The 22,960-nt window shown below is 36.0% G+C and carries 22 protein-coding genes; all 22 read left to right on the top strand.

The genetic code is table 11. From position 1 onward, the window contains the following. The first annotated feature begins 172 nt into the window (after window positions 1–172). Window positions 173–475, top strand: coding sequence for a PqqD family protein (locus DW938_RS11640; RefSeq protein WP_118125004.1), 303 nt, complete (start codon window positions 173–175; stop codon window positions 473–475). Between the two features lie 18 nt (window positions 476–493). Continuing rightward, window positions 494–1,297 (top strand): hypothetical protein, encoded by an 804-nt coding sequence (locus tag DW938_RS11635; RefSeq protein ID WP_118125002.1) that lies wholly within the window; start codon window positions 494–496, stop codon window positions 1,295–1,297. Between the two features lie 14 nt (window positions 1,298–1,311). Then, a complete protein-coding gene (locus DW938_RS11630) occupies window positions 1,312–3,081 on the top strand; it encodes an ABC transporter ATP-binding protein (RefSeq protein ID WP_181984440.1) in 1,770 nt (589 codons plus the stop codon). A 50-nt stretch (window positions 3,082–3,131) separates the two neighbouring features. Next, on the top strand, window positions 3,132–4,214 hold the full coding sequence (locus DW938_RS11625; protein WP_118124998.1) for an FkbM family methyltransferase: 1,083 nt from the start codon (window positions 3,132–3,134) through the stop codon (window positions 4,212–4,214). Window positions 4,215–4,397: 183 nt separating this feature from the next. Then, a complete protein-coding gene (locus tag DW938_RS11620) occupies window positions 4,398–5,954 on the top strand; it encodes a nucleotidyltransferase family protein (RefSeq protein ID WP_181984439.1) in 1,557 nt (518 codons plus the stop codon). A 108-nt stretch (window positions 5,955–6,062) separates the two neighbouring features. Beyond that, window positions 6,063–6,425, top strand: coding sequence for a helix-turn-helix transcriptional regulator (locus DW938_RS11615; RefSeq protein WP_118124994.1), 363 nt, complete (start codon window positions 6,063–6,065; stop codon window positions 6,423–6,425). 490 nt (window positions 6,426–6,915) lie between these two features. Further along, entirely contained in the window at window positions 6,916–7,431 is a 516-nt protein-coding gene (locus DW938_RS11610; protein ID WP_181984438.1) for a sigma-70 family RNA polymerase sigma factor, read from the top strand. A gap of 631 nt (window positions 7,432–8,062) precedes the next feature. Beyond that, window positions 8,063–8,398, top strand: a complete 336-nt coding sequence (locus tag DW938_RS11600) for a type II toxin-antitoxin system PemK/MazF family toxin (RefSeq protein WP_118124988.1) — start codon at window positions 8,063–8,065, stop codon at window positions 8,396–8,398. A 12-nt stretch (window positions 8,399–8,410) separates the two neighbouring features. Then, on the top strand, window positions 8,411–10,333 hold the full coding sequence (locus tag DW938_RS11595; RefSeq protein ID WP_118124986.1) for an ATP-dependent DNA helicase: 1,923 nt from the start codon (window positions 8,411–8,413) through the stop codon (window positions 10,331–10,333). Between the two features lie 2 nt (window positions 10,334–10,335). Next, a complete protein-coding gene (locus tag DW938_RS11590) occupies window positions 10,336–10,518 on the top strand; it encodes a hypothetical protein (RefSeq protein WP_118124984.1) in 183 nt (60 codons plus the stop codon). Continuing rightward, complete coding sequence (locus tag DW938_RS11585; RefSeq protein WP_118124982.1) at window positions 10,512–10,628, top strand: DUF3789 domain-containing protein; 117 nt, start codon at window positions 10,512–10,514, stop codon at window positions 10,626–10,628. The genes DW938_RS11590 and DW938_RS11585 overlap by 7 nt, the downstream gene beginning before the upstream one ends. A gap of 125 nt (window positions 10,629–10,753) precedes the next feature. Then, window positions 10,754–12,289: a recombinase family protein gene (locus DW938_RS11580; protein WP_118124980.1), complete on the top strand. Its 1,536-nt coding sequence runs from the start codon at window positions 10,754–10,756 to the stop codon at window positions 12,287–12,289. Between the two features lie 107 nt (window positions 12,290–12,396). Then, a complete protein-coding gene (locus tag DW938_RS11575; RefSeq protein WP_181984437.1) occupies window positions 12,397–13,338 on the top strand; it encodes a recombinase family protein in 942 nt (313 codons plus the stop codon). Then, complete coding sequence (locus DW938_RS11570; RefSeq protein WP_118124976.1) at window positions 13,274–14,890, top strand: recombinase family protein; 1,617 nt, start codon at window positions 13,274–13,276, stop codon at window positions 14,888–14,890. The genes DW938_RS11575 and DW938_RS11570 overlap by 65 nt, the downstream gene beginning before the upstream one ends. Before the next feature lie 59 nt (window positions 14,891–14,949). Beyond that, window positions 14,950–16,041 (top strand): amidoligase family protein, encoded by a 1,092-nt coding sequence (locus tag DW938_RS11565; RefSeq protein WP_242992523.1) that lies wholly within the window; start codon window positions 14,950–14,952, stop codon window positions 16,039–16,041. 10 nt (window positions 16,042–16,051) lie between these two features. Further along, a complete protein-coding gene (locus DW938_RS11560) occupies window positions 16,052–16,576 on the top strand; it encodes a gamma-glutamylcyclotransferase family protein (protein ID WP_118124974.1) in 525 nt (174 codons plus the stop codon). A gap of 11 nt (window positions 16,577–16,587) precedes the next feature. Then, entirely contained in the window at window positions 16,588–16,839 is a 252-nt protein-coding gene (locus tag DW938_RS11555; RefSeq protein ID WP_118124972.1) for a hypothetical protein, read from the top strand. Window positions 16,840–17,244: 405 nt separating this feature from the next. Then, a complete protein-coding gene (locus tag DW938_RS11550) occupies window positions 17,245–18,336 on the top strand; it encodes a dsDNA nuclease domain-containing protein (protein ID WP_118124970.1) in 1,092 nt (363 codons plus the stop codon). Between the two features lie 71 nt (window positions 18,337–18,407). Further along, window positions 18,408–20,135: a hypothetical protein gene (locus tag DW938_RS11545; protein WP_118124968.1), complete on the top strand. Its 1,728-nt coding sequence runs from the start codon at window positions 18,408–18,410 to the stop codon at window positions 20,133–20,135. A gap of 697 nt (window positions 20,136–20,832) precedes the next feature. Further along, window positions 20,833–21,099, top strand: a complete 267-nt coding sequence (locus DW938_RS11540; RefSeq protein ID WP_118124966.1) for a DUF4314 domain-containing protein — start codon at window positions 20,833–20,835, stop codon at window positions 21,097–21,099. Window positions 21,100–21,152: 53 nt separating this feature from the next. Next, entirely contained in the window at window positions 21,153–22,442 is a 1,290-nt protein-coding gene (gene dcm / locus DW938_RS11535) for a DNA (cytosine-5-)-methyltransferase (protein WP_118124964.1), read from the top strand. Continuing rightward, the coding region (locus DW938_RS11530; RefSeq protein ID WP_118125029.1) for a BRO family protein at window positions 22,417–22,960 on the top strand (544 nt) is incomplete at its 3' end. The genes dcm and DW938_RS11530, both read left to right, overlap by 26 nt.

Here is a 22,960-nt window from a genome sequence, read left to right as displayed (position 1 = left end):
AATCTTATATTAATGAAGTAATTGCTTTGGATGTCAATATATATTTGTATTTTAGGATATAGTATTTTTTGACTAAACAGAAGTATTTTCTCATATTACTGTATGACAGACAAGAGTTTATATGCTGGGTCTCTATAAATCCCCAATTAATATGTTATACAAGGAGTACTAAATGCTTATATATAATGAAAATAAATTTGAAATTAATAAAAATCTATCAATGGAAGATGTAGATGATGAAATAATTATATACAATATGGAAACAGAACATATAATAATACTAAATTGTACAGCTACACACATTTGGGAGCAGATATTTAATAGTAGCAATGATGTTCAATTAACCATTACGGACATATATAATAAACTTTCATCAATTTACAATGCAAATCCAAATTTGAAAGAAAAAATAATGACTGACATTTTAGAAATAATTAATCAATTTATATCAGAAAAATTATTGTGTCGGATGTAATTAAGTGAGAATTGAATAATGATTAAGTTTATAAAGGAAATTGTAGATATTAACATAGTAATATGTATTGAAAATGAACTTTATATAGAGAACAAAAAGATTTTCAATAAAGTATTATTTTCATTTAATAGATATGATTCATATGACGAAATAGAAGATGTACTATATCTTTATAAATATAGGTCTAAAATAAATAAAAGAATTCGACCGTTATGTAGAAGAAAATGTGACACAACTAATCAAAATTGGTTATATTATGCACTATGTGCAATTACTCAATATATTCAGGTAAAGCTTAATTGTACTATTTTACATGGGTCATGTCTTATTTATAATAATAAAAAACTACTAATTTTGGGGAATAGATATTCTGGAAAAACAACAATGGCAAAAAATATTTTGCAATCACAATCTGCGATACTCTTAGATGATGATAATATATATATATATAAGAGCAGCATTATCGGATTCGGTTTACCATTGGCACTAAGGCAAAAAGATGATACAGATAATAATATAATTGGTATTACTTATGATAATGATCAAAATCTTAGATATATATATCCTGCATTTAATACAATTGATACTGTTAATAGTGTTGATATTATTATCTTTCCACACTATTTGCACAATGCTAATGAGTCATTTAAATTCCTTACACAAAAAGATACAATACAATTATTATTGAATAATATTCATTATACACCCAATATGACACAGTTGTATTATGACATCTGTAAAATAGGATTAAATTCACAAGCTGTTATTATGGAATATAGTAATACAAATAATATGTTTAAGATGCTTAATGAAATATTATAATGGGAGAATTCTTTATGAAGCAGTTTTTTTTTGATTTAAAAAATGTAATTTGGTTAGCTAAAGAGTATTTTAAAAATGCAAAAGACTTGTTAATAATGCAAATTATAATTGCTATAATTATAATACCAATAAGTTCTGTTGCTAGTATTGTATTCCCACAAAAAATTATTGATCTTATCCTGAATGGTACCAACATTCAATATATTATCAGCTGTGCTCTCATAATTGAATTGATAATACTATTTCCAGATGTTGCAACCGTTCTTGTTGATTTACTTATTTACGATAAGAAAAAATGCTTAATTGACTATAAAATTAAAAACAAGATATATATTCATTCATTAAGCTGCGACTATAAACATTTTGACGATCCAGATTTCTTTAACAAATACGTATGGACACTTACTAATTATACGCAGAAATCAGATGAAGCACGAAATTATATAGTTTCTTTTCTTATGCATATATCGAATCTTGTAGCAATAATAACTTTGATATCTTTAACTGGACCTTTAATATTAGCCATTGTTATGTTAAATGTTATAATTAGATATTTTATTAATTTGAAATTGAATAAAATTGATATGTCTTTTGAAAATGAGAATGTATTTCCAAATCGAAAATTAGATTATATAAATAATTTATTCTATGAAAAAAAATATGCTATAGATTTAAGATGCAGTAATTTAAAATCCTATTTATTCAAAGAATTAGAAGCTGTTCAAGAAATTAAACAGAAAATAATAAAGAAATATAATAGAACATGGATTGTTTGGATCTTGTTAGGACAATTATTTACATCACTTTCCTATGTTTTAGTAGTAATTTATATTGCCTATATTATATTGAATGGTCAAATAAAAGATGCAACTATGTATATAACAATTCTAACTGCGGAAATTCATTTACAAAAAGAACTTGATGAATTATTTAAATTTTTTAGTCTTTCAAATGCCCTCAGTTTAAGTGCCGAAAAAATCAAAGAGTTTTTTTCGGTAAAATCTTCAATAGAAAATAATAATAGTTATGAAGATTTACATATTAAACAAAAAATTAAACTTGAATTCAAAAACGTTGTGTTTTCCTATAATAATAAACAAAATGTACTTAACAATGTTTCTTTTTCTGTTGATTACGGTGAAAAAATTGCGTTTGTAGGTGATAATGGTTCTGGAAAATCAACCATTATTAAGTTATTACTGAGACTATACGATGTCGATTCTGGAAATATCTTTATTAATGGAATTGATATAAGAAAATATAATATAAAAGAATTAAGAAAAAAAATACTGTGTGTGTTCCAAGATATGAATATCTATGCAATGACAATATATGATTATTTAAATCTTAATAATTATAATAAGATTAATACAGAAAATATTTATTCTACAGATGAAATAAATAGTTTTATGAAAGAAAATGGATTTAAATATACAGATAGTTTAACTAAAGAGTTTAACGAAGATGGAATAGTTCCATCTGGTGGTCAAACACAAAAGATGATACTATTAAGAATATTTGTAAATAATCACCCTTTACTAATCCTTGATGAACCAACGAGTGCATTAGATCCAATTGCTGAACATGATATTATATCTTATTTAAATAAAGTTGAAAATGCTACCGTTATCATGGTATCACATAGATTATCAACAGTAAAAAAAATGGATAAGATATATGTGGTTAAAGACGGTAAGATAGTAGAAAGCGGTAATCATTTGGAATTAATTGAAAGAAATGGATATTATAAAAAAATGATTGAAGCACAGGAGTTAATTATTTGATAAGTATGTATCTAGTGCAATCTATATAAAACAAAAGAGGAAAAATTATAATGAATTTTTATGCTATTTATGATGATGTTATTAATGACATCGACTTATTTATTCAATCAAGTTCATATAGGCCTGATGATTTTTACTGGGATATTAATTGTTTGAAATTTTCAGACGATAATAGGTTAAATCAGTTTTTTAGCGATTACATTAAAGATATAAAAAATTATACTTTTGAATGGAATAAAAGAAAACAATCTGATTTGTTCAAAAATTATTATATACAAAATGTTGATAATTTTATATGGTTATATAATAATTTAAGTGATCAAGAATCTAAAAATACACTTTTACGTTTAATTAAATCTCAAATTGCGTATAGTATTTGTGGAGATCTTTACTTATTGTTATATCCGAACCAGTCATATGTTGATGTGCAATCCCAAGGTTTGCTCTCGGTATATGAATCATTTTATGAAATTGAAGATATTAAGATCTACGGAACTGAATATGAAATTTATGATACGTGGAAAAGAGAACAATATTCATATAAAGATAAAGTAGTACCAAATATTTCTGATACAGTAATAAGCTTGGGCTGTTATTATGGTGAAACCTCAATATGGTTCGCAAAAAAGGTTGGTAATAAAGGTATTATATATGCTTTAGATGCATCGAAAAAAAACATTAGGGTAGCAAAAAAAAATATTATTATTAACCATATAGAAAATATTATTTTGGAAAATATTTGTTTATCAGATAAAGAAGATAAAAAGTTCTTTTTAGATGCTAATGGTAGTAGTCGAATAATAAAGAAAGAAGATTCCTCTTATTTACATAAAAAAGAAGATTATATTGAAATTTGTACGACTACACTTGATAAATATTGCGATTCTAATGACATTAATCATATTAATTTTTTAAAGATTGATATAGAAGGAATGGATTTAGCAGCAATAAAAGGGGCCAAAAGAATAATACAGCATAGCAAACCCAATATAGCAGTGGCTATATACCATAAGCCATCGGATTTTATTGAGATACCAAAATTGTTAAAATATTTTGTTCCCGATTATAAATTTTATTTATCTAATAAACGTTTAGACTTCAATGAAACAATTTTATTTGCAACGGTTTATTAATTATGCTATTGTAAAGTATTTGTATTATTCTTGCCATTTGGTGGGTATATTACAAAAGCTATCATCTTTTTTATAATAAAAAGCGGAGTAAGTCATAGAAATTATTAAATTACTGTGTTTTTAGAGTTGTATGAGTTTTACAATCGGTTAGTTCATTGAATAGAAAGACGAGGAGGTTCAGTCTTGTATAAAAGAAACATCCTAGAAAACGCTCTGATTAAATTATCTAATCCTCAATTAAAAAAATTCGACTTGGATAATGTAAATATAGAAGATCTTTTTAACCTTGCATTGAGACACGATGTTTTTTCAATTGTTTATTTAAATGTTTCACGTCAAGAAGAATTTAAAAAGCTTATAAAGAAAGAGTACATATTAGAATATTATAGCCTAAAAAGAAGAAAGAAAATAATAAAGGATACATTACAAGATTTTATTGATATGGCTGAAAAAGAACATATTGAAATAATGTTATTAAAAGGAATTGTTTTAGATAGTGAAATTTATAATGGTTGTCGTGATTATTCTGATATTGATATAGCCGTTGATGATGATAATTTTTTTAAATTACTATTACTGTTTCATAACCTTGGATATTCTTGTTCTGTTAAAGGCGATATTTCTATATTGAAAAGTATATATAATAATTCCTCGCATCGCTTGTTTGAGTTTTATAAATATAAAGATGGTAATATCATAAGCTTCGATTTACACAAAATATGTAAAGAAAATCCTGAGTGTTTAGATAGTATTTATGACGATTCGATAAAAAAAGGTTCGGTTCATTACCCCAATATAATTGATTCTCTTATTTTTGCTTGTTTTCATGCATGGCGACATTATCCTCATACTTTTAGAATTATTTCTGGAACGAAAGCCATTGTTTTAAAAGATTTGATGGATATTAAGATGTTATATACAAAAATATGTGAAACAATAGGAGAAGTGAGTATTTATAAACGTGCCCATGAGATAGAAGCAATAAATGTTTTAATTGAGATGTTATATATTACAGAGATAATATTAGGTTCTTTTGTTAGTAAACAGTATGAATTTTATTTTATTCCTAATATTAATCATAACTATGAATCAATTGGTCAAGAAACAACATTTGAGAGTAGATTTTTTAATCCAAGTAAGGATAGAGATTTTGTGAAATCGCAAATCACAAATAGATTATCATATTTAAATTCTGGTTCTGATATTATTTGTTGTTCCATTTATAACAGTGGATTATTAAACAATAATGCAGTAATCTGTTATCTATGGAAAGATTTATTTGGATCAACAATATATATACCCAGGAACAAATTTGCAATAGCTAAATTCTATTGGGATGAATCCTCTTTTTTTATTCATATTGATTTATTTACATCTTGTTTCAAAAAAGGAGGCAATATGGTATTCGATGAGTGTCAGGATTCTATAGAATTAATATTTCCTGATGATGAAATTACTATTTCTTTTCAACCCAAAACGAATAATAGATTTTCTGTATTTATGGTTAAAAAAGATTCTTTAATAAAATCGAGAATATCTAATTGTTTTTTTCAAATGAAGATTAAAGAAAATATTGTACATATGAAATTACAGATTCCGTGGAATATAACAAATATATGTATTAGTAAATCACATAGATTTAAAATGTATTTAAACATAAAAATGGGCAATATAAAAAATTTTGGGAAACAGATTATAATGCCGTTTGGAAAATCAACATATGTAAAACTAATTTCATAAATCTTCCGGATAATAACATAGTTAATATATTAAAGCTATATATATCATATAATTAAAAATAATTATTTGATTTGTATACTTTTATAAAAAATTAAATAGGATGAAAAAATGACTGAAAATAACAGGCTCGGTCAGTTCATATCCGAGAAACGAATGCAGAATTCTATGACCAAGCAGGAGCTTGCAGGACTTATCGGCATATCTACAGCGTACCTTAGTCAAATCGAAAGCGGTATAAGATGCAATCCTAAAGAGGACATAATAGCGAATCTAATTTCTTGCTTACATTTGACTACGGAAGAAACTTACAAACTTTACGACCTATATGCAGCAGTGAACAGTACAATTGCCATTGATGTCACACATTACATGAAGCAAAATGCTATAGTATCTAAGGCAATTCGTATAGCAGAAAAATATGGCGCTAAAGAAAGCGATTGGTTTGAGTTTATAGAAAAGCTGAACAAATGAACAAATAATTTTGCGGTAGTTGCCGCAAAATTATTTGCAGTTTGTTTAGCTGACCAGCTAAACATTGGGGGCTTGATAGATTGATCGAAGATAACATACATCAGATACGCTGTCCTATATGCGGCGGCAGACTTTTTGATGTAATAACGCAGAAAAATCAAGATGATTGCTTTGGCATACATTTCGCAGTGCTGATAAAATGCTGGAAATGTCACAACACGATAACTTTAGGAAAAATAAATAATACTCATTACTTAGTACAAGCATCACACGCCTATAATAAAATAGGATAACTCGGAGTAGAAGCCTGACAAGTAAGCTTTTAAAGCTTATGTCGTTTTCTGCTCCTTTTTTATTTGCTCCGTCTCTGCTTTGAAAGCAGGAACGGAGTTTTATGTTTTTACAATCAAAATGGCTGTGCGTAACAGCAAAATATCCTTGATCCTCCGTGTTGATTTACATAATAAATTTCAACATGGAGGACATAAAATTGAAAACTGAATATTTAAAGATCGACATGGAGCTTGTGAGGGAGATCATAAGAGACAAGGGTTACTATTACATTACAGCAGAAAGACTGTTTGATAAGCGTTTTGTGGGGTCGAAGCTCTACATAGTTACGGACGATCCCGATTTCAAAGAAAAGCACCCTCAGCTCGCTGAAATGACAATTATGAGCGTGGTGGAGTTCGAGCCAATTGCGCAGGTTGTCAATGATTATATTGGTCAGGAAGATAAAGAACGCCATAGAGAAAGAATAGACATCGAAAGCCACGAAGTGCAGAACCTTATTACTGACGAGTCTATAGATCAGGTTTCGCTCCGACAGGCTATTTCTGCCTTGGATACGCTCCAGAGAGAAAGGCTTATAAGTTATTATTTCTATGGAGAATCTTTTACAGAGATTGCAAGGAGACAGAATGTATCTGCGAGAGCTGTAAGCTATTCTATAAGATTGGCAGAGAAAAAGATCAAAGAATATTATTGCACTTTTACTAAGAAATAACAAGCCGGTTTGTGCATTCCTACAAAACTTTTTCTTATGACTTCAGAAATGATCTCTCCCATTCCCTTATTTATAGAAGGATAAAATACTAAGCCTTTCTCAGAACCTTGAAAACAGAATATCAGCGCATCAGTGTGCAGCGCTGTCGGTGCAGGGTGAGACCTGCAAGCTGCGGCTTCCACACGCCATGACCTCATAAGATCGGGTATCCGAGCTTATTAGCGAGCGATCTATGTGACGAAAGCCAATGGGAGAATAGCCATTCCCATAAAGCCATGACCTCCGACAGCGCGCGCCCATCTGTAAAAAACGGCTTTGACCTTGAAAGTCATTGAGGCACGAACTATGTGAATGGTGAGGATACCGTTCGGCTGATGCGCTCCCTTTGTCGGAGGAGGCAGAGAGATCTGTCAGAGAATATTCGGCACATTGCCCGGAAAGCGACAGCCTAACAAGCGGTTGAAAAGGTAATGAAAACGCCCCGGAGGAACTCCCGGGTAAGGCAGCCCTATCGGACTGCGTAACGACAGTAAAATGCCGTTCAATTGGCAAAATGATTTTTTTGAGATATTGCAGGGGCTTTTTCCTCTGCAAAATCTCTTTTACATAAAAAGAAAAGGATGTGATATTTATGACTGACCCGTTGAGGGGATATGTGTATATAGCAAAGGTAAACGGCGAGTATGGCTCGGAACAGCACGGAACAAGACCCGTGGTCGTGGTACAGAACGATAAAGGCAACATCTACTCGACAACAACGATAGTTGTTCCAATAACATCGAAAGACAAGCACTACCTGCCAACCCATGTGCCGCTCTGCACAAATATTTTTGAAAAGCGAAGTATGGCTCTTGCAGAGCAAGTGATGACATTATCGAAGGACAGACTGATGAGGTTTATCGGTGCTTTGAGTTTTTCGGATATGCTGAAAATAGATAAAGCGCTTAGGATAAGCCTTGAAATATAGCAGGAGAAGGAAATGAAATTAGTGGAACACGAACTTATAGAACCCGTACAGCAGTTTTTTGATAAGGCTGCGGAAAACGGACTTGAAAAGCGAGAAGGTCAGATAGAAATGTCCTCGGAAATATGCGAGGCTGTTGTGGAAAAGAAACCAATAGCAGTCGAAGCAGAGGTCGGTATCGGCAAATCGATAGCCTACCTTGTGCCGATCATTTTGCAGTACTTCAGAGAACGCAGACAGATCATCATAGCAACCTCAACAATAGCTTTGCAGGAGCAGCTTGAAAATGACGTACATACGGTTCTGCAAATGCTGGGCGTAAAAGCCGATGTGATCCTCGCCATGGGAATGAGAAATTACATCTGCCGCAGGAGGCTTGCAGGCTGTATAAAGCATAATCGTCAAAATTCTGAAGCTCTTGAACGTATTTTCAATATTGCAAAAAGCGGCGAACAGTTCAGGAACAAAATTGGCATAGAGATAAACGACAGGCTGTGGGACAGCATCTGCATAAAAAACTTTGGCGAAAAATGCAGAGAATGCCGATACGCTCATAACTGTCAATACTCGAGTATGAGAAGTCGTATGCAATACGAAAACTGTATTGTGATATGCAATCAGAATATGCTTGCGGCACACCTTTTGCAGAGGGATAACGGTCTGCCGGGCATTTTCAATCCGTCAAACAACATAACGGTCATTGACGAAGCGCATAATCTCGAAAGCAAATGCAGAGACGCATATACAAGAAAGATGAACAAAAGTCAATTCAGATACGAGCTGACTGCGGCGAAGAAAAAGTTGAAAAACACTCAGCCAATAAGTGTTCTGCGTGAGATGTACGCAGATCTGTTTAAAACCCTGCACTATGATATAGCCATTCAAAAGCGAAACGCTGAAGGTGATATGCAGGCGTACTATTTCAATCAGGGCGAGTATGTGAAAAAGCTGCTGTTCGATATCCGCAGGAGTCTTGCCGACTTAGAAAAGAAGCTCGGATACAAGTTGGCATCACTAGCCTTTTTAAGAGAGCTGTGTAACATACGAAAAGAAAACATCATATGGCTTGAAAATGACACGGAGCTGACATTTTGTATTTGCAAAAAGGACATTCGCAAGGACATATCAAAACTGCTGTTTAAGAACGGTACTTGCACGGTTCTGACATCGGGAACAATATCAAGTAACAGCGTTGGAACGCCTGCCGAAAGGTGCAGATATTTTCTTGAAACGATAGACTTTCCGACAGATAAAGGCATAGTTTCAGAGCCAAAAAAATCGCCGTTTGACTACGATAAGAATACAATGCTGTATATTTCGCCGGAAATGCCCTTCCCCGGACACAGCAAGCTAGAAAGAAAGCAGTATGCGGAAACAGCGATAACTGAAATAGTCAGGCTTCTTGCAGTCACAAACGGAAAGACGCTTATTCTTTTTACTTCAAAATTTGATATGTCCTATGTCTATGGCAGACTGACAAATATGGGCTTGCCGTACAATCTGATGATTCAAAGTGACAGTTCGTCACAGAGACACAGACTTGAAGAATTCAGGAGAGACATAAATTCGGTGATTTTCGGCTCGGGAACGTTCTGGGAGGGTATCAATATTGAGGGAGAATCGCTTTCGCAAGTGATAATATACAAGCTGCCGTTCCCCATACCCGACCCGATAAACGAGTACAAGATGTCGCTGTCAAAAGATCCGATAATGGAAGTAGCTGTGCCGGAAATGATAATCAAGCTAAAGCAGGGTGCAGGCAGACTTATACGGTCTGTAACGGATAAGGGCATTGTTTCGATACTCGACCCGAGAGTCAACAGTGAAAGCAAAGCACTGTACAGAGAAATGACATTGTCGGCATTACCCGAAAAACATAGAATAGAGAGCATTGATGACCTTATAGAATTTTGGAATAAAATAAACGGAGGAAGCTGAAAATGGCGATAGTAAAATATGCGCAGGCTGAGTACATGGACACTTTGATGAGAGCGATAGTTGACCGCGCTCTGGTCGACACCGAGATCACCGAGGAAGAAAAGGAAAAGCTTAAGAAAAAAAATATGGAAACAGCTTTTGCACTGTATCCGTCGCTTAAAGATTGGGAGGCGGCAGTATGCTGAATTTTATTATGGGATCAATGGTCGGAGGTCTGATTGGAGTTGTAACTATGTGCCGGTGCATATCCGCAGGACAAGCGGATAAACGTCTTGAAAAAGATGTGAATGACTGACAGCAAGTGAGCTCTGCACAGTTTTCGGTCATCATTTTTATTGGTGTTGGTGATACCAATTCGCACAAAATTGTGGTATTGTTGTCACAAGGCAGCTGAAACTGTCCGGAAAGGAGGGAGTGCGAATGGCACAGGTAACTATCATTGAGGCAGCTAACGCAGCCGAAGTAAAGCTGAAATTACGCTGTGCTGCATATTGCCGAGTATCAAGTGATTCCGATGATCAGCTAAACTCCTTTATGGCACAGACAAGATACTATGAAAAAGCTTTTGAAAAGTCTGACAGAGAACAGCTTGTGAATATTTATGCAGACGAGGGAATAACAGGTACTCGTGAGGACAAGCGTGATGGGTTTCAGCGAATGATAAAGGATTGCCGAAGGGGAAAGATAGACAGGATATATACTAAATCAATCAGCCGTTTTGCAAGAAACACAAAGAACTGTCTGAAGAACATCAGAGAGCTTAAAAGCCTTGGCATATCCATATTTTTTGAGAAAGAAAACATTGATACCGCAAAGCTGACTGATGAAATGATGATCACCATTATGGGCGGTCTGGCGCAGGAGGAATCCACTTCTATTTCGCAGAATATGCGGTGGTCTGTTCAAAAGCGTATGCAGAACGGGACGTATAAGAATGCTACTCCGCCGTTCGGATTTAAAAAGGTAAACGGTGATTTGGAAATTGAAGAAAACCAAGCGCTGATAGTCAGACAAATATTTGAGTGGTACATAAGCGGTTATGGACTGAAAACAATAGCGGATATGCTAAACGGCATGAATTTGCCCGGCAGTAAGCAAGCCGTTTTATGGAAAGCAGATAATATACGATATATGCTTAAAAACGACAGATATATAGGAAACGCTATGTTTCAGAAAAGCTATGTTACCGAAACTCTTCCGCATATTAAAAAAAGGAATTACGGCGAAAAGCAGAAATACTGTGTAACTGGGGTAAACCAGCAAATAGTAGATAAAGAAACCTTTTATGCGGCACAAAAGCTGCTGAAATCTCGTCACAGAGATTTTGAAACCAACGTCTATCCATTAAGCAAAAAAGTGTTCTGCGGAAAATGCGGTGCGACATACAAACGCAGAAACCGCAGAAGCGGAGCATTTTGGCTGTGCCGAACACACGATATTAATGCAGCGGATTGTGAAAACGGCATTATTGTTGAAAGCGATATTTATTCAGCCTTCATCAGACTCCATAATAAACTGCTGAACAATTACAAGCAAATTCTCCTGCCTCTTCAGACCGCATTGCAGCATCTAAAACTTAGAAAATTCAGCGGTCAGACTCAGGTGATGGATATACACAAAGAAGTAGCTAAGCTCAGGGAACAAACTCACGTTCTTGCAAGGTTAAAAACTAAGGGGTTTCTTGACGAGGCTAAGTATATTGAGCAGACAAATGAACTTAACGTAAAAATAAGCAAACTTCAATCTGAACTAAAAAAGCTCACACGTTCCGACGATGAAGATGAGGCTCTGGATCAGATAGAAATGCTGACAGACTTCTTTGAAAAGCGTGAAAAGCCTATGACCGAGTTTGAAGAACTGGGGTTTGAAAGCATTGTGGATAAGATAGTTGTTAAAAATCAGCACGAGCTTGAATTTCATTTGATAGGCGGATTGAAGTTTAAAGAAAAGATATAGCCGCAAATGCCCTGTATGTCAAATTTAAAGACATTTCTTTGTTGCTATTGGTAATAGCTTTTCAAAAGAAAATGTGCTATCCTTGTAGTCTGAAAGGAGGCGAGATTATGCCAAAGAACAGAACAATCCCGTTCGGATACGGCATGAAGAACGGCGAGATAACTACAAATCCGAAAGAGGTATATGCTGTTGTTACAATATTCGATGAATACTTGAAAGGAAAAAGCTTGTCGGAAATAGCAAATCTGATGCAGTACGAAAACATTAAATATTTCGAAGATTCAACACGCTGGAACAAAAACATGGTCAAGCGTATTATCGAAAATGAAAAGTATCTCGGCAATGATACATACCCACAGATAATTGCAGAAAACATTTTCAAACAGGCTAACGAAAAGCGAGTACGAAAAGCTACTCGGTTAAATTTAATATCCGATGATTTACAGGAACTCAGAAACCGTACATACTGTTCCGAATGCGGTCACAGATTTTTACGGATAGGCGGCAATTCAAAGTATGAGCATTGGGATTGCAGAAATCCCGATTGTTACAGGCTTGAATATCGGCTTACAGACCAGATGATAATCGGCGCTGTACTTAATGTTCTGAATTCCGCAATAGCAAATCCGAGTCTGCTGGAATCGGGCGGTGAGATAAGCGCATATGCTCCTACTGCGGAGATAGTCCGTCAGCAGAATGAAATCAACCGTATGACCGATTCGGTTCAAGTGGATTTTGACAGAGTAAAAGCAGAAATCTTCAGGCTTGCTGAAATGAAGTACGATTGCTGTTCATACAACGACAGTCCGCAGAAAACAGAAGAACTTATAGCGTTGATCCAAAACAACGAACAATTGAATACGCTTGATATTGGCTTGTTTAAATCCTGCGTGAGCAAGATTTGGATAAGCCATTTTTGTACCATAGAGGTCGAGCTTATCAATGGTGTAAGGATAAAAAATATAACAGAGAGGGTGAATAAGAATGAGCACAGCGCCGAATGTAACGATAATTCCTGCAAAAGTGCAGACGACGCAAAATCGAGATAAATATCATCAGCTGAGGGTAGCAGCCTACTGCCGAGTATCTACAGAGCAGGAAGAACAGCAGAACAGCTATCAGGTTCAGATCTCGTATTACACAGACCTTATCAACAAGAAAAAGGAATGGACACTTGCAGGCATTTTTGCCGATGAGGGCATCAGCGGCACGCAGACAAAAAAGCGTACAGAATTTAATCGAATGATAAGAATGTGCAAAAACAAAAAAATAGACCTTGTAATAACTAAGTCAATATCAAGGTTTGCGAGAAATACCGTAGATTGCCTTGAATATGTAAGACAGCTTAAAGACCTGGGGATTGGCGTGATATTCGAGAAGGAAAACATAAACACGCTGACCATGACCTCGGAATTTATGATTGCTCTGTACGGTAGTTTTGCTCAGGCAGAAAGTGAATCAATAAGCAAAAACGTTTCATGGGGGAAAGAAAAAGCTTATCGTGAGGGCAAGGTGGCTTTTCAGTATAGCAAACTGCTGGGATATAGGAAAGGGGAGGACGGTAAACCGGAGATCGTTCCCGAAGAAGCGGAAACCGTTAAGATGATATATGCAATGTTTCTTGACGGTTACAGCATGAAAAGTATAAAGAATATCCTTGAAAGCAGAGACCTTCTGACGCCAACGGGCAAGAAAATCTGGAGCGAGTCGCTTGTTCGCAGTATTCTCCAAAATGAAAAATATGTCGGAGATGCACTTTTACAAAAGACATACACCCTTGACTGTATTTCACATAAAGTGGTCAAAAATCATGGAGAACGACCAATGTATCTGGTATCTGATCACCACGACGCAATCATAGATCGTGACACCTACAATCGAGTTCAGCAGGAGCTTGCGAGGCGAAGTTCAAAAAGAAAGGTTTCGGACAAGACCATAACCGAGCAGGGAAAATACAGCGGAAAGTACGCTCTTACAGAGCTGCTTATCTGCGGAAAATGCGGTACACCATATCGCAGGACTACGTGGGTGGCTCGTGGAAAAAAATATATTGTATGGCGGTGCATCAGCAGATTGGAGCATGGCAAAAAGTATTGTCCCGATTCGCCCACCATCAAGGAAGAACAACTTCACAAAGCTATAATCCGTGCGATAAACAACTATTACTCCTGTCGTGATGATATAGCTAAAATTCTGAAAGCTAATATCGGCACTGTGCTTGAATGTCAAGGTCGGGAAGAAATATTAGCAATAGAAAAACGGCTGAAAGAGATAGACCAAGCAAGAAACGATTTAGTCGGGCTGATAGCTGCAGGCGGTTGTGACGAGGACAAGCTGGACAGCGAGTTTGAAAAGCTGTATGAGGAAGAACAAAGCTTGAGTGAAAGACTTGCTATGCTGAAATCACAGAATCAGACCTCTGCCGAAACTCAGGAAAAGCTGGACAAAATCGTGGAGCTGATTGATAATGAAAAGTTTGAGTTGGAAACGTTTGATAATGTGCTTATCCGAAAGCTGATCGAGTGCGTGAAAGTGCTTAGCAAGAATGAGATACTTGTGATTTTCAAGGGGGGATATGAGGTCCGAACGGAAATTGAATAACGATTAAAACTTACGGCTTGTGATATATTCGCAGGCTGTTTTTGTTGGGAGGTGTAACATTGGCAGGAAACTTTGAAGGCATAAAAACAAGAAAATTCGGCATTGAAATTGAAATGACAGGACTAACAAGAAGTCAGGCGGCAAAGGCTGTTGCAAAGGCTGTTGGCGGAAAGGTTGAACATGAGGGCGGCAGCTATGACAAATATGTTGTGACGGATTCAAAGGACAGAAAATGGGCGGTAGTTTATGACGGAAGTATCAATTGCTACAATGCAAATGGCGACCATGCTTCCAAATCATACAGCGTAGAACTCAATTCTCCCGTTCTGGAATATGAGGATATTCCGCTTTTGCAGGAGGTTGTGAGATCTCTTAGAAAAGCAGGCGGAGTAACAGGTTCGAGATATTGCGCAGGTACACACATTCACATTTCGGCGGACGATTATACGCCGCAGCAGATACGAAATCTTGTGAACATTTTCGCAAGCAAGGAAGATTTTTTGTGGGACGCTTTGCAGGTGTCGTCTGCTCGTGAATCCTACTGTCACAAGATGGACAAGCAGTTCATAGAGGACATAAACAGAAAGAAGCCTAAAGACATGGAAGAGATCAAACGGCTTTGGTATCACGGCAGAATGAGCGAGCAGTTTCAGCATTATTCAAACAGCCGGTATGTTATCTGCAATCTGCACAGCTTTTTTCAGCATGGGCATTATGAGATTCGTGCTTACAACGGTTCTCTTCACGCAGGAGAGGTAAGAAGTCATATAGTTTTGGCGCTTGCTATTTCAAATGCGGCTATGACAAAAAAGTATTGTTCGCCGCACGTTTCGCAGAGTGATAATATGCGGTACAGCTTTCGGGTGTGGCTTCTGAATCTGGGACTGATAGGTGAAGAATTCAAGAATTGCAGATCGCATCTACTTAAACATCTGGACGGAGATATTGCATGGCGGCACCCTGAAGACGGCATAGCCGCAAGGGCAAAGCTGAAAGAAAAGCGTGAAGCTCAAAGGCAAGCCGCCCGTCAGCAGCGTGTCGAGCTTGTAAGCGACAACAGCACTCAAGTCGAAAATGTACCCGAAGAACACATTGAGCCGTCAGAAAGCGAATGTGACGAATTTGAAGAAGAATTTGAAATGAGTATGTAAGGAGTTTTTTATGGAATACAAAAGATTATACATTGCCTACGGCAGCAATATTAACCTTGAACAGATGGCGCACCGCTGTCCGAATTCAAAGGTCGTAAGTACAGAAATGATGAAAGGTTATGAGCTTGAATTTCGTGGTGTGGCAACTATTGTTCCAAATGAAGATTCGGAAGTTCCCGTGCTGATATGGGAGATAAACGGACGTGACGAACACAGCCTTGACCGATATGAGGGTTTTCCGAATCTTTACCGAAAGGAGCTTTTTGAGATTGAGGTGAATGGCGAAAAGAAAGAGTGCATGGCGTACTTGATGAACAAAGGTCAGATCTCGCCGCCAACCAGTTACTATTACAATGTCATAAAGAAGGGCTATGAGGCCAACGGTATGGACACAAGCTATCTGAGAGCAGCACTTGAAAGGTCGGTTTGCAGGCAGCATTATAATATTGAGCCGGACGAAGAATTATATGAAAAAGAGGATTTTGAAGAAGATGAGGATTTTGATGAAAATGATGATTTTCAGATGACGTTTTAGGGGGTGACTGAATGAAGTACAAAGGCTTTTATATACGGATCGTGCCGGATAATGAGATTAAACGAGTCGACAAGAAAGGCAAAGATGTTCTCTGCGAGGGGTTTATGATACAGTTCTTTGAAGACGAAACGGAGCAGGTCGAGATAGACAATTTTTCAGTGGCTGTGGGGTTTGAGATACTGGAGAACAGCTTGGCTGAGGCGGAGCAGTTTGCGAAGGATTATGTTGAGTGTGAGGGGAAGGAGTATCTCAAGGGTGTTTAAGTAAGTTATATTGTGATTAGTTAAAAGGAGAACAAGGCGGTAGGGAAATTATCGCTTTGTTTTCTTTTTCAAGCTTTTGTGTATGTTGAAAGTGCGAGAAATGGAAACATGTATTTTGTACTGTAAAATGATGAATTCTGCATAGACGAAAAACAGAGAAATAGTGAAAATATACAAAAACAACTTGAAATTTGGAATATTTTATGGTATAATATAGATTGGCAAGTTATAAATAGACTTCATAATTTTTGAGTTGCAAGAATATTGTATATGCCGAGGATTATAGTGAAAAATCGGATTGAAAACATTATTTAAAAGTATCAATAACGATGTGATTATAAAGAATACCGACCAAAAACGATGTACTCTTATTATTAAGTATACCGATGAAAGGAATTATAAATTATGAGTAGTGTACTCACAACAGAACAGCGTGAGCAGGCAGGTTCTGACTCCTATAATAGATTTGAATACCAGGTTCATTGGATTGTGTGTCATATAATAGGAAAACTTCAAGATGGAACAGAGTGTATTGTTTTTTGCGAATTTCACGATGATATGGCAGAGTTCTCTCCAGACAATCAAAAGTATCAGTTTTTCCAAATAAAGACAAGGGAGAATTCTTCTGATTGGACTATTGCGGAAATGTCTAAACGTGAAAAGAAAAAAAGTGGTGGTTATAAAAAATCTTTTTTGGGTTTTATTTTCTACAACTATTTGACATTTGGTGCTGAATGTTCGCATTGCCATTTTGTATCAAATAATGATTTTGATAAAGAGGTTTTGTTATGGCAGTCATATATTGAAGACGGTAAAAGGCTTCAGACAGAAAATATTGTGTTATATGAAAAAATCAAAGACAGGATTAAAAATGAATTTTTAGATGATATGCCGAGCAATTTTGATTCTGTCTTTGAGGAGTTTATTCAGAATACTTTTGTCCATAAATCGGAACTACAACTAACAACTTATGAATCTCAAACTATGGGTAAATTTTTCAACCACTTGGCAGACAAAAATATTCCGTCCAATACTGCCAATCTTATTTTTCAGCAATTGCTAAATGATGTAAGAAAAAAGAGTAAAGAAAAAATCAAAGTACCTATTAGTATGAAAAGTTTAGTTGAAAAAAAAGGTGTGGATATTGCTCAAATAGGCAAGAAAATTGATGGTAACATAAATAACAGCGGAAATTATGATGCATTTCACGATTACTTGATTACTCAATCATTGTCGGACAAGGATATTAATCGTATAGAATCAGCAAAAACGCTCCACGATACAAGGTGGCTTGATGTTAATGATGTTAAATATCAAGAAATTGTTGTTGTGTTGCGAAAAACAATTTCTACATATTGTGAATCATGTGAGACAAATGGGTTTAATAATGACCTGAAAAGATTATGCATTCAAGAATTACAAAAGCATAATCTCCTATCGGATTCTCTTGATAAATCGTTAGTTGAGGTGTTGTATTATGAGCAAAAATTCAGTTGAAAAAGTTAAACAAGAGCAAAAGTACAAAATTTTAATTAGAAATTTACGAAAACAGCAGGAGGAAAAAGATAATGAAAAGGCTAACGATAAAAAAACTGATAGTAATCAGTCAAAGTGAGTCTCGGTCGTTAGAGGTTCCTTTTGAAAATGGGCTTAATATTATTTTGGGAGGAAATAAAACAGGCAAATCTTCAATTATCAAAAGTATATTTACTACTTTGGGATGTGAATGCAAAAGAATTGAAACTGATTGGAAAAAACTGATTTCCGCTTATTTGTTGTTCTTTAAATATGGAGAAAAGCAGTTTTGTGTTGTTCGCCAAGGCAAAAAATTTCAGATTTTTGAGAATAATGAGGATTCCTATTCTTGCATTATCGAAACAGAAGCTTTTCACGAATATAGTAACTGTTTAATGGATATTTTAGAAATCAAAATGCCCTGCATTTCAAAAGATGGTAAGCAATTCAATGTAACACCGCCATTACTCTTTAGATTTCAATATATTGACCAAGATGAAGGATGGAGCAAAATAGCTGATTCTTTCAGTAATGTTGCGTACATTAAAGATTGGAAACCAAATACAAATAAATATGTATGCGGTTACCTTGATGATACGTATTATGAACTTCAAGCACAAAAAGCAGAACATATACTTGAAAAAGATGATAAGAAAAAAGAATTGAATTATAATCAAAGCTTTGTTTCCCGTATCACATCTACACTAACGCAAATTGAGAATGTTGAATCCGTTGAAGAGGTCACAACAGATATTGAATCTTTGCTTGCTAAGGCGGAAGAATTAAGGAAAATGCAATTTTCTTATAATGCAGAGATGACAGTTTTGGAAAATGATATATATGTCAATCAACACAAATTGCACGTTGTGGAACACAATCTCATAGAAACAAAAAAGGACATTGAATTTGCAATGACCAAAGAAGATGAGTTGGTCTGCCCAATTTGTGGCACTATTTATTCAAATGGATTAGAGAAACAATTAAATATAACTTCAGATTATGCTCATTGTGAAAAGCTTATTACAGAACTGAGAAATAACATATCTATTGCTACAGAAGAATTAGAAGAACTTAAGGAGAAATATAACGGTGTCTCTTTAGAAATTCAGTCTATTGAACAAAAAGTTCGGAACTCTCAACAACTTCTATCCTATTCTTCTTTTTATAAAAACAAGGGACAGTATGAGATATATGAATCCTGCAAGAGGCAATTGGAAGTTCTACAAGGAGAAATAGATTCATATGTTTCTAAAATTGCAATAATTGACGAGAAAATAAACGAAAAGAAATCCAAAGAGCGTTCCAAAGATATAAGAGAAGATATAGAAGGATATTGCCGCACCTTAGCAGATGCGATAAATCTTCCTAAAACATTCATCAAACTAAGGGATTTTGTGCAAATAATAGACCGTACTGGAAGCGAAACTCCACGATTAGTTTATATGTATCAGTCGGCGCTGTATCTATATAATTTATATAGAACAAATAGCCCTTTCAATTTTTATGTGGTTGACACTCCTAATCAGCAAGGTCAAGATGCCGAAAACTTAGGGAGCATATTCAAATCATTAGAATTATTTTTGTCTGACGAGGGGCAGGTCATTGTTGGAACTGAACGAGAAACTGGGATGGAAGGAAAAGCGAGCAATGTAATAAAGCTCACAGAAAAACGTAGATGTCTTAACAATATTAATTACGATAAACATCTTGAATTGTTAGAAAAATTGCAAAAGATTACGAATAGTTGGGTTGCATCAAACCACAAAAAACGAAAGAAATAGCAATGTCGGAGTGGATTATTTCCTAGGCCATTACTTCTAAAAATAATTGGAAATGTTCCGTTAGATAAATTCGAAAAGTATTCATTTTATGACGTTATGAATATACCAGGTGGTACAGGGTATTGATGAACGTATAGCCATTGAAAACATGAAACGTTGTATATAATAGGTTATTCAAATCATTTGGTGTAAATATACATTAACGAAAATTTGAGATTTTTCTTATGAAAAAGATTATTTCTAAGCATAACGTAATGTAATGTTTATTGTGATATAGAGATAGTCTTTTGAGAATAAACTAAATGAAAATAACATTGCGATAATCTGCTGGAGTGCGAAAAACCTCGTGAAAGCATTGTTTTCAATGTCATCTATTTTATGCAGACAACACATACTTGTGCAATAAAATAGATGCACACCTCGAAAAGCTCGTATTTACGAGCTTTTTTTGCGTTTTGAGGGTAAAAATTTCAGGTGTAAAACCGTAGATGCTTTTTCGTAAAAAAGGATCTGAACCCTCAACAATTAAACATCGTCAAACAAAACGGCAGACTTTGAGCAGATTTTGCTCTGAGCCTGCCGTTTTGTTATGAAAAAAATTCACAAAGTTTTAAAGGCTGTTTTGTCTATTGTCACGAATTTAAGTGACAATGATAAAACAGCCTTTTTTCATTTGTAGAAAAAGGAGGGATGTGTAATGTATTACGATCAAAAGAAAGTTGAATGGCTGAAAGAACGTTATCCCGAAGGAACTCGCATCTGCCTTGACAGAATGAATGATGATCCATTCCCTGTTGAGTCCGGTACTCTTGGCAGGGTCGATCACGTTGATGACGCCGGCACTTTGCATTGTATCTTTGACAACGGGAGAACGCTCGGCGTGATCCCAGACGTGGACGATTTTCACGTTATCAGAGAAGGATCGGAACAAACCGAGGAAGAAGAAATGAATATGTCAATGTAACGGTCAAGTTAAGAAAGCTTGGCCGTTTTTTATTGCAGAAAGGAACGTGGTAAATGATAAAATATTTCGATATCTTTGCAGGTATCGGCGGATTTCGCTCTGGACTTGAAAAAGCGGGTGGTTTTGAGTGCGTCGGTTACTGCGAAATAGATAAGTATGCTAAAAAAGCATACGAAACGTTGTATGATACGGAAAACGAGGTGTATTACGATGACGCAAGAAAAATTGACCCAAACGAACTGCCCGATTTCGACCTTATTTGCGGAGGATTCCCTTGCCAAAGCTTTTCGATCGCTGGAAAACGGAAAGGATTCAGCGATACCCGAGGCACTCTCTTCTTTGAGATCGCCAGGATTGCCGCCATTAAAAAACCTAAATATCTGCTCCTTGAAAATGTTCCCGGACTGCTATCACATAACGAAGGCAGGACGTTTGCGACCATCCTTAGTACGTTGGATGAATTGGGGTACGATGTCGTATGGGAAGTGCTTAACAGCGCAGATTTTGGTGTACCCCAATCCAGAAAAAGAGTGTATATTATCGGATTTCATAGAGAAAAGTGTTCCGGAAAAGTATTGTCTTTCACAGACGCAAATCCAAAAACTCTTGTCAAAAGAATTTCAGGCAGAGAGGGCAACAGAGTATATTCAGCCGACGGACTGAGCATAACCCTTACAAGTCAGGCTGGCGGATTCGGCGGAAAAACAGGCCTTTATGAGATAATCGGCCTGCCGATAAAATCAAAAACTAAGTCGGGCTATCAGATCGCTCTGCCCGGCGACAGTATTGACCTTGCATATCCAAATATGAATTCAAGGCGTGGAAGAGTGGGCAAGGAGATAGCCCATACCCTTACAACAAGCTGTAATCAGGGATATTACGCATTGGGGATAGATATGAATCCAGAGCCGAAGGTCACGGAGCTTGCAAGATGTATAACCGCAAGACAGGACAGCGGTATAGGTCATCATAAGGGTGAGAAGTCCGCAGTGATACTGGTTACCGAGCCAATAGCTGTGCTTACCCCTGCAAAGGCAGAAGTAAGACAGGAGGGACGAAGATTTAAACTTCCCAACGAGCCTATGTTTACGATAACTGTAACGGACAGACACGGCGTTGTTTACTGCGGATATATACGAAAGCTTATGCCTTTGGAGTGCTGGCGTTTGCAGGGCTTTACCGATGAGCAGTTCAACAAGGTCAAAGCCACAGGAATGTCCGATGCTCAGCTTTACAAGCAGGCAGGAAATGCGGTGACAACTAATGTTATTGAGGCTATTGGAAAGTATATTTCAGAGATCGACAAGGAGAATGGAAATGGAACAGAAGATAAAAATATTTGAGAATGAAGAGTTCGGTAAAGTAAGAACGATCATAAAGGACGGCGAGCCTTGGTTTGTGGGAAAGGATGTTGCCAAGATTTTGGAGTACAGAAATACGAAAAAGGCATTATCTGATCACGTTGATGAGGAAGATAAGTATCAGGGCGATGGGGTAACAATTCGTGACCCCATGGGCAGAGTGCAGCATCCGACAATAATCAATGAAAGCGGACTATACAGCCTAATACTTTCAAGCAAGATGCCAAGGGCAAAAGAGTTTAAGCACTGGGTAACATCAGAGATACTCCCGACTATACGCAAAACAGGCGGCTATGTTTCAAACGAAGAAATGTTTATTGAAAACTACCTGCCCTTCCTCGACGAACCGTACAAAAATCTTTTCCGTCTGCAGATGACGTTTATCAGCAAATTGAATGAACGGATCAGAAATGATAAGCCACTCGTGGATTTTGCTCTGCACGTTGCCGACAGCGATGATCTAATAGATATGAATGCTATGGCAAAGCTTGCGGCTGAAG

The sequence above is a fragment of the Ruminococcus sp. AM43-6 genome, assembly GCF_003461785.1.
Classification (GTDB): Bacteria; Bacillota; Clostridia; order Oscillospirales; family Ruminococcaceae; genus Hominimerdicola; species Hominimerdicola aceti.
This window is presented reverse-complemented; position numbering and strand designations above follow the sequence as displayed.

Bases quoted from the DNA above. Each gene is read 5' to 3' on its own strand.
- DW938_RS11635 (WP_118125002.1), top strand. From the start codon at position 494: ATGATTAAGTTTATAAAGGAAATTGTAGATATTAACATAGTAATATGT.
- DW938_RS11615 (WP_118124994.1), top strand. From the start codon at position 6,063: ATGACTGAAAATAACAGGCTCGGTCAGTTCATATCCGAGAAACGAATG.
- DW938_RS11630 (WP_181984440.1), top strand. From the start codon at position 1,312: ATGAAGCAGTTTTTTTTTGATTTAAAAAATGTAATTTGGTTAGCTAAA.
- DW938_RS11625 (WP_118124998.1), top strand. From the start codon at position 3,132: ATGAATTTTTATGCTATTTATGATGATGTTATTAATGACATCGACTTA.
- DW938_RS11570 (WP_118124976.1), top strand. From the start codon at position 13,274: ATGAGCACAGCGCCGAATGTAACGATAATTCCTGCAAAAGTGCAGACG.
- DW938_RS11545 (WP_118124968.1), top strand. From the start codon at position 18,408: ATGAAAAGGCTAACGATAAAAAAACTGATAGTAATCAGTCAAAGTGAG.
- DW938_RS11640 (WP_118125004.1), top strand. From the start codon at position 173: ATGCTTATATATAATGAAAATAAATTTGAAATTAATAAAAATCTATCA.
- DW938_RS11550 (WP_118124970.1), top strand. From the start codon at position 17,245: ATGAGTAGTGTACTCACAACAGAACAGCGTGAGCAGGCAGGTTCTGAC.
- DW938_RS11590 (WP_118124984.1), top strand. From the start codon at position 10,336: ATGGCGATAGTAAAATATGCGCAGGCTGAGTACATGGACACTTTGATG.
- dcm (WP_118124964.1), top strand. From the start codon at position 21,153: ATGATAAAATATTTCGATATCTTTGCAGGTATCGGCGGATTTCGCTCT.
- DW938_RS11555 (WP_118124972.1), top strand. From the start codon at position 16,588: ATGAAGTACAAAGGCTTTTATATACGGATCGTGCCGGATAATGAGATT.
- DW938_RS11560 (WP_118124974.1), top strand. From the start codon at position 16,052: ATGGAATACAAAAGATTATACATTGCCTACGGCAGCAATATTAACCTT.
- DW938_RS11585 (WP_118124982.1), top strand. From the start codon at position 10,512: ATGCTGAATTTTATTATGGGATCAATGGTCGGAGGTCTGATTGGAGTT.
- DW938_RS11580 (WP_118124980.1), top strand. From the start codon at position 10,754: ATGGCACAGGTAACTATCATTGAGGCAGCTAACGCAGCCGAAGTAAAG.
- DW938_RS11575 (WP_181984437.1), top strand. From the start codon at position 12,397: ATGCCAAAGAACAGAACAATCCCGTTCGGATACGGCATGAAGAACGGC.
- DW938_RS11540 (WP_118124966.1), top strand. From the start codon at position 20,833: ATGTATTACGATCAAAAGAAAGTTGAATGGCTGAAAGAACGTTATCCC.
- DW938_RS11600 (WP_118124988.1), top strand. From the start codon at position 8,063: ATGACTGACCCGTTGAGGGGATATGTGTATATAGCAAAGGTAAACGGC.
- DW938_RS11595 (WP_118124986.1), top strand. From the start codon at position 8,411: ATGAAATTAGTGGAACACGAACTTATAGAACCCGTACAGCAGTTTTTT.